General features: G+C 35.7%; 6 protein-coding genes. 1 reads left to right on the forward strand and 5 read right to left on the reverse strand.

Annotation, left to right across the window (positions count from 1 at the left end):
• Positions 1–35: 35 nt before the first annotated feature.
• Positions 36–1,451: an aldehyde dehydrogenase family protein gene (locus tag HOG88_RS02220; protein ID WP_295002668.1), complete on the forward strand. Its 1,416-nt coding sequence runs from the start codon at positions 36–38 to the stop codon at positions 1,449–1,451.
• A 39-nt stretch (positions 1,452–1,490) separates the two neighbouring features.
• On the opposite strand, the gene HOG88_RS02225 is transcribed toward HOG88_RS02220, so the two are convergent.
• Genes HOG88_RS02225 through HOG88_RS02245 form a run of 5 tightly spaced genes read right to left on the reverse strand, consistent with a single transcriptional unit; the run spans position 1,491 to position 7,548 of the window.
• Complete coding sequence (locus HOG88_RS02225; RefSeq protein WP_295002670.1) at positions 1,491–1,781, reverse strand: transposase; 291 nt, start codon at positions 1,779–1,781, stop codon at positions 1,491–1,493.
• A gap of 12 nt (positions 1,782–1,793) precedes the next feature.
• Positions 1,794–1,988: a hypothetical protein gene (locus HOG88_RS02230; RefSeq protein ID WP_295002672.1), complete on the reverse strand. Its 195-nt coding sequence runs from the start codon at positions 1,986–1,988 to the stop codon at positions 1,794–1,796.
• A 52-nt stretch (positions 1,989–2,040) separates the two neighbouring features.
• Positions 2,041–2,550, reverse strand: coding sequence for a ribonuclease HI (locus HOG88_RS02235; protein ID WP_295002674.1), 510 nt, complete (start codon positions 2,548–2,550; stop codon positions 2,041–2,043).
• Entirely contained in the window at positions 2,522–3,988 is a 1,467-nt protein-coding gene (gene putP, locus HOG88_RS02240; protein WP_295002676.1) for a sodium/proline symporter PutP, read from the reverse strand. Before putP ends, HOG88_RS02235 begins: the two co-directional genes overlap by 29 nt.
• Complete coding sequence (locus HOG88_RS02245) at positions 3,988–7,548, reverse strand: bifunctional proline dehydrogenase/L-glutamate gamma-semialdehyde dehydrogenase (protein ID WP_295002678.1); 3,561 nt, start codon at positions 7,546–7,548, stop codon at positions 3,988–3,990. The genes putP and HOG88_RS02245 overlap by 1 nt, the downstream gene beginning before the upstream one ends.
• Between the last annotated feature and the right edge of the window lie 271 nt (positions 7,549–7,819).

Raw genomic sequence — 7,819 nt, forward strand, 5'->3', positions numbered from 1 at the left:
GTTATAATTTCACTATTAATATATTTGGAGATTGCATGCAAGCAAAAATATTTTTCGGCTCAACAGAAGCTACAAAAGAAAATCTAAGTGAAAGAAAAAGTCCATACTCTGGTGAAGTAGTCTCAACTGCTCCCATATGTGATGAGTTAGATGCTAAAAAAGCTCTAGACATAGCTCAAAGAGCATCACAAGCTGCAAAAGCATCAACACTTGCTCAAAGATGTTCTTGGCTTCTAGATGTTGCTAAAAAACTTGGGGAAAATAAAGAAGACATAGCAAAAACTATTACTGACGAAGTAGGAAAACCTATTACTTTTGCTCGTGTAGAAGTTGAACGCTGTATAGAGACAATCACTCTCTCAGCTGAAACTATGAGAACGATGCACGGTGAGACTATAAACACAGATGCAATGGCAAGTGGTAAGAAAACACTGAGCTTTTTTCGTCGTGAGCCTGTTGGTGTTGTTGTAGCCATTACACCTTTTAACTTTCCCCTTAATCTTGTTGCACACAAACTTGGTCCCGCACTTGTAGCGGGCAACTGTGTTGTACTCAAACCAACTCCAGAAGCTCCTCTTACATCTTACAAATTTGCTAAGCTTTTTATTGAGAGTGAGTATGCAGTAAAAGATGCGCTTAGTGTTGTGTATGGTGATGCTGAAGTTGGCTCTGCTCTTATATCGAGCGACATTCCTCGTGTTATTAGTTTTACGGGTTCTGTTCCTGTTGGAAATATCATCACAAAAAACTCTGGTATCAAAAAAATTGGGCTTGAACTCGGTGGAAATGCAGCGACTTTCATAGAAAAAACTGCTGACTTAAAACTCGCTGCTTCAAGATGTGCTCTTGGTGCATTTGTGAACTCTGGTCAAGTTTGTATATCTCTTCAGCGTATCTATGTTGCAAGTGAAGTATATGATGAATTTGCTTCTTTAATGGCACAAGAGACAAAAAAACTAATTGTTGGTTCTCCTTATGAAGATGATACATTTATGGGTCCACTCATAGATGACGAGGCAGCTGAGCGTGCTATGGGTTGGGTTGAGTCTGCTATGAAAGAAGGTGCGACAGCACTTCTTACTCCTAAACGCGATGGAAGAATGTTCTACCCATGTGTAATGGCTGATGTAACAGATGACATGGCAATTGTATGTGAAGAGGTATTTGCTCCCATAGTTTCTCTTGTAAAAGTAAACTCGTTTGACGATGCCCTACCCCGTATGAACAACTCTCCTTACGGTTTACAGTTTTCAGTATTTACAAATGACTTAAGCATTACAAACCGTGCCATAGATGAGTTAAATGCAGGTGGTATAGTTATCAATGACATGCCGACACTGCGTTTTGACATACAGCCTTATGGTGGTGTAAAACTTAGTGGTGTTGGACGAGAAGGTCCACGTTTCGCTATTGAAGAGATGACAGAAATAAAGTCTGTAGTCATCTGCTAAGAATAAAATGAGTAAAAAAAGGGTAACTAATCACCCTCTCTAAAAGAGAGAATTTCCCTGCATAACAGAAACCAATGATTCAAATTCATTTAAGCCTCGTTTTCGAGAAGTGTCAATAACTGATCGTAAATTAGCATAATTTTTTGCACCCTCTAGTGATTTGAATTGTCCTGGTACTTTTTGCTTTACTTTTATATTTCGGATAGCTCTTTCGCTGCCATTATTGTCAGCTGGTATATTTTCATCAAGTAAAAAAGTGAAGAGTTTATCTTTGGATTTTGTAAGTGATTTAATTTGTTTATGAGTTTCACTTTTTTCTATATAAGGCATAGTGAGAAGATGCTACAGTGTTTTATCATATTGAACTTTTATAGTTACTCTTTGAGTAGAAGTAAAACTCTCTTTATTATCTCTTATAGCTTCTTTAAGGAGTGACTTAATATCTTTCATTAGTTTAGTGTCATGCCGTGAACGAAGTGAATAGCTATTGCAGCTACTACCATTAACCAATAACCAACGATTTTTAACTTTTATCATATTTATATCCTTTAGGTTCGTAATTGTATAAAATGAAAAGATAGATATTTCTTTAAGTATGAATAACTTTTCTAAGAGCATCCCGTGAAGCTTTATCAACTAAAGTAAATATATCATCAACTATATTTTTTTGGGATGATTTCTTGTGACCTTTTACTTTAATTAACTCACAATCCAATGTATCTAATCTTTTATAAAAAGATTTATAGAGCTCATGATTCTTTATTTGATTTCCTTTGCTTGTCATATAGTTTTTTCTCTCAAAACAATCTCTTCTCGCTAGTAAACCTATAATATTTTGACAATCTGTATATACTACTACATCATAGTTTTCTAGACATGCTTCGTCTAAAGCCCACAAAAGTGTTTCTAGTTCTAATTTTGTAGAGGAAGTATCTTCAAACTTTTTAATCTTTATTTTATTTTCTAGTCCCCTCAGAGGAGACTCGAGCTTATCTAAAAATAGACAAGCTCCATATCCAACTCCACTTCGAGGATTAACACTTCCATCCGTAAATAAAAATATTTTTTCTTTAGTTTTTAAGTTTTGCATGTACTTCATCAAAAGTTACTTTTGCATTTTCACTCTCTGTTGTATACCTACTCACTATGACAATTGCAATCCAAGATAGAATAAACGCAGGTAATAGTTCATAAACATCAAACCATCCACCCTTAAGCTGTTTATATACTATAACAGTTAAGGCTCCAGTAACCATACCTGCTATAGCACCTTCTTTTGTAATTCCTCTATGGTACAAACTAAGTATTACCAGTGGTCCAAACGCAGCACCAAAACCAGCCCATGCGTATGAGACTAACTCAAGCACACTAGAGTTTCTATCTGTTGAAATATAGAGTGCGATTAAGGCGATGATGAGTACTGTTGATCTTCCTATCCAAACTAGCTCTTTATCACTTGCATCTTTTTTGAGGATAGCATGATAGATATCTCGTGTTAGAACTGATGAAGAGACTAAAAGTTGAGAATCTATCGTACTCATAATGGCTGCGAGTATTGCTGCAAGTAAGAAGCCTGATATCCATGGATTAAAAAGAAGTTGCGAAAGAACTATAAATACTTTCTCACTGTCTTCAAGTGATACACCATTTGCCAATACATAAGCAAATCCAAAAAAACCAACGCTCAGTGAACCCAGTACTGAGATCACCATCCAAGTCATACCTATCTGTTTTGCCTTTTGCATCTCATTTTCGTGACGGATTGACATAAAGCGCACCAAGATATGTGGCTGACCAAAGTACCCAAGTCCCCAAGCTAAAAGAGAGACAATCGCAACAAAGGAACTCCCATTAAATATACTCAAATTCGACACTTTAGCTTTCTCGATAATAGAAAGTGCTTCACTAATGCCACCAATATCTATAACCACGACAATAGGAGCTACAACTAGTGCTAACATCATCAGTATCCCTTGGATAAAGTCTGTCCAACTTACCGCGTTGTATCCACCTAGAAACGTATACGAAACGATAATAACACTGCCTGTTAAGAGTGCATCGGTGTACTCTAATCCAAAGGTAGCTTCAAACAGTTTTGCACCACCAACAAGTCCTGAAGAAGTATAAAGTGTGTAAAATAGTAGAATAACAATGGCTGTAACAAGTCTAAGTGAATTTCCTTTCGCTTCAAATCTATTTGAAAAATAATCTGGGATTGTAATAGAATCATTTAGGTAATGAGTATAAACTCTTAAGGGTTTAGCAACATAGTGCCAATTTAAATAGGCTCCTATTATAAGCCCAACAGCTATCCAAGATCCAACTACTCCTTGTGAGTACATCATTCCAGGAAGTCCAAGCAAAAGCCATCCACTCATATCTGATGCTCCAGCACTTAGTGCTGTTACACCAGGTCCAAGTCCACGACCACCGAGTACATAATCACTCAAGTTGTCTGTTTTAAAATAGAAGTAGATCCCAATGCCTACCATCAAAATCATATATAAACTAAACGATACCAATACCGGTGTTTCCATTATTTTTCCTCTTTATTTATGTGTTTATGTTCACCAAGATTACCATATCTATGATAACTATCTGAGATACTCTGTTCGATGTAGTAATGTAACATTTCTAATCTTCCATGCCCTATAAATGGCTCATCCGATATATAAATAGCATCACTGCTAAGTACTTTATGTATATGCTCATTTACTGGTTCTTGTGTAAGAAACCTCACTCTTTCATGTGACTTGATGGCGTTTATAAGCTCATTTTCGTCTTCTATGAAAAGTTCTTCATCCTCTAAAAGTATAGATTTATTTTCTTGTAGTATTTTAATTGCGCTACTAGTTGTCTCTGTTGGAATTGATAAATGCAACTTAGCACCAACAAGTTTAATGGCAACTATTGAACAAATTATTTCTTCGATTGTTGCACTAGGCTCAACTCTTAGTACAACACTTTTTACACCAAGGTATCTAGTATAGTTACTTTCTCCTCTTATGTTGGAGTAGTCTTTTTCTTGGGAAAACTCTTTATCTATCCAGTAGACAAAGTTCTCGCAGGTGTTAAGTATATTTTCTAAACCATCTACAGTAAGGTTTACTCGATAGTGCTCAATTAATGCATTAGTACATGTATCTTTAGCAATGGTCTGGGTTCTTGTGATATCTGCAAATTGAGTGACATAGTTAAATCCACCAGCTTTTCTACCACTTCCTATACTTGACTTTCTCATGCCGCCAAATGGCTGTCTTCTTACTATTGCACCTGTTGTCATACGATTTAGATAGAGGTTACCAGCTAATACCTTCTCTTTAAATATTGCTTTTTCTCTCTCATCTAAACTTTCTATTCCAGATGTAAGGCCATAACCTGTCGAGTTTACAATCTCTATGGCGTTTTCTAAGTCTTTTGCGCACATTATGCTAAGTACTGGACCAAACAGCTCATTCATATGACAATAGTCATCACTTTTTGTTCCCAATCTTATCGATGGTTTTAACATATATGGATTTTTAGTTGCAAATCTTGGTTTGATGAGCCACTCTTCATCATCATCTAGATAATCTAGTGCCTTTTTTAGTTTTGCATTTGGAAGTGAACTCAGAGTTCCTATTTTGTTATGTAAATCCCAAACACTTCCAACTTCTAGTGACTTGGCTGCATCTACTAATGTTTCCATAAAAACTTTATCTTTATAAAGTTCCTCTTCTAAAATAAGAAGTGAAGTAGCTGAACACTTTTGCCCAGAATTGTTAAACGCAGAAGCCACAACATTTTTTATGGCTTGGTCTTTGTCTGCAAGTGTGGTCACTATTGTCGCATTTTTACCACCTGTCTCAGCACTTATATGAAGGTTTGGACGAGTATCTAGCATATTGTATGCTGTATCTTCAGAACCTGTAAATATTACAAACGCGACATCTTCATTTGCCACTAACTCACTGCTAACGTCTTTACCATCAGCTATAACATACTGTAAAGTTTTTTTACTAACACCCGCATCCCAAAAACATTGACATAGCCTATATCCACATAGTATTGAACTTGATGATGCTTTAAGGATTACAGTATTCCCAGTTGCAAGAGCGGCTGCAATACCACCTACCGGTATGGCAATGGGAAAGTTCCACGGACTAATAACCAAAGCAACACCTTTTGGCTTCAATGTTACAGAGTCTAAGTCTTCTATTTGTTTGTATGAGTGAGGATAAAAATAAAGAAAGTCGATAGCCTCGCTAACCTCAACATCAGTCTCAGAAAATACTTTTCCAACCTCAGCAGCTGCAACTCCTATAAGGTCGGCTCTTGCTTTTTTAAATTCATTTGCAACATTAGCGAGTATCTCATATCTTTGAAGTGAAGTTTTTCTACTCCATCCATCAGCATCTTTTTTAGCGATATCAAGTGCTTTATTTAATTGTTCTTTGCCAACTTTTGTATAACTTCCAACCTCTATATTTTCATGAAACTGTGATTTGTCAATAACTACTATCTGTTTTTCACCCTTTACTTCATCTCCACCAATTACAGAGTGAACATGATATCCCCCTGATTTAGCTATATTTGACCATTTATCTATAATGGCTTGTGCCCAGACTCTATTTGTTTCAAGTGAGAAGTCTGTATCGCTTTCATTGTCAAAAGTGTTAATACTTTGATTTGATTCTATAGTCTCAGTTAATCTATCTTGGGTTCTATAGGGTGTCAACTTGAGGGCATCCATAATGTTTATCGAATCATCAAAGGTTTTTACCAACTTATCCCAAGTGTCATCTTCAACATTTAGTCCAAAACTATGACGTAAGAAATTTTGCTCTGCCGTATTTTCATCAAATCTTCTTACAAGATAAGCTATCGCGTTTGTAAATGTTTCTTTGGTTGCAGTTGGTGCATATAAAATAACGTCAATACCATCATTCTTAAGTACCTTATATGCACTTTCACTCATTCCCTCTAACATCTCAGCACAATAGTACTTTTGAGTTCCTCTTTCTACGGCTAACTCATGTGCAAAAGCTTGGTCGAACAAGTTATGTGAGGCTACTCCAATGTTTACATAAGGCGCAACATCTTTTGCAAGTAAAAAATCAATGAGCACTTTAAAGTTTGCATCGCTTTCACTTTTGTTTTCATAAGTAACACAGGGCCATCCTTTTAGACTTGCTTCTGTGAGTTCCATCTCTTGATTTGCACCCTTAACAACTCTGATCTTTATCGGAGCACCTCCGTCTTGGACTCTTTTCTTTGCCCATGATGCTAATCGCTTTGCATAACCTAGTGCATCTGGCATATAAGTTTGCAGCACTATGCCGGCATAAAGATTTTTATACTTATCTTGTGAGAGTGTTGTCACAAATGAGTCTATGGTAAGGTCTATATCTTTGTATTCTTCCATATCTAGATTAACAAACTTGTTTTCTAGCTGTCCCTGTGCATTCATAAATTTATTTTCTATTGCCGCATCGTAGATGAGAGCTATCCGCTTAGATATCATCCCAACACTCCAGTCATGTGCAAGTGGTACTATTTGTGAGAAAATTGTTGAAATTTTTATTGAGATGTAATCTATATCTGGATTTTTAAGAGATTTGACATATTTTTCAATTCTATCCCTTGCTTCACTCTCCCCTAAAACAGCTTCGCCAATTATATTAATGTTAACTCTTGTATTTTCAGCTCTTCTATTTTTAAGGTGCTGAGAAAGGAGTGCATCCTCACCCTTTATAACAATGGCACTAATGTCATTTCGTAAGTACTTGATAAAAGGAGGAACAGAGACACTTGTAAGATAGATTCCTATATCGCGAAATAACCAAATTAAGACATCCTCAAATTTAGTAAAAAACTTTACATCTTTATACTTGCTAAACAAAAACTCTAGTTGATTTGCAATTCTATTTGTACTTGCAGCTCTAAAGCTTTGGTCTAACAACTCTATTAGAAAAAGCTTATTTTGTGGATCTTCTAACATTTTAAGCATCATCTCGTGAAACTTTTTTTCTTGTTTCTCACGGTTATGAGAGATTTCCTTTTGCCATGTTTTTGATAAACTCTTTGCTTGTTCAAATATATTATTTTTTATAGACATTATTTCCCTTCAAATTCATAATAAATCAGAGTAACTAAAAGCGGCTAAAATAAAATTGAATTTTCTATATCAATCAATAAACCTACTATAAATTGAACTAACTTATACTCATAATATGCTTTTCTATTAACTTGCATGCTTGCCCATATTAATTGCAAAATCCAACATAAAGTTTGAAAGGCCATCACTATAATTAAGTGATAAAACATTGATTCCTCTCACGAATCGCTTCTCTTTATTGGAGTACAACTTATCCCGACTTCCTTCAATC

It is taken from the genome of Sulfurimonas sp., assembly GCF_018698455.1.
GTDB lineage: Bacteria > Campylobacterota > Campylobacteria > Campylobacterales > Sulfurimonadaceae > Sulfurimonas.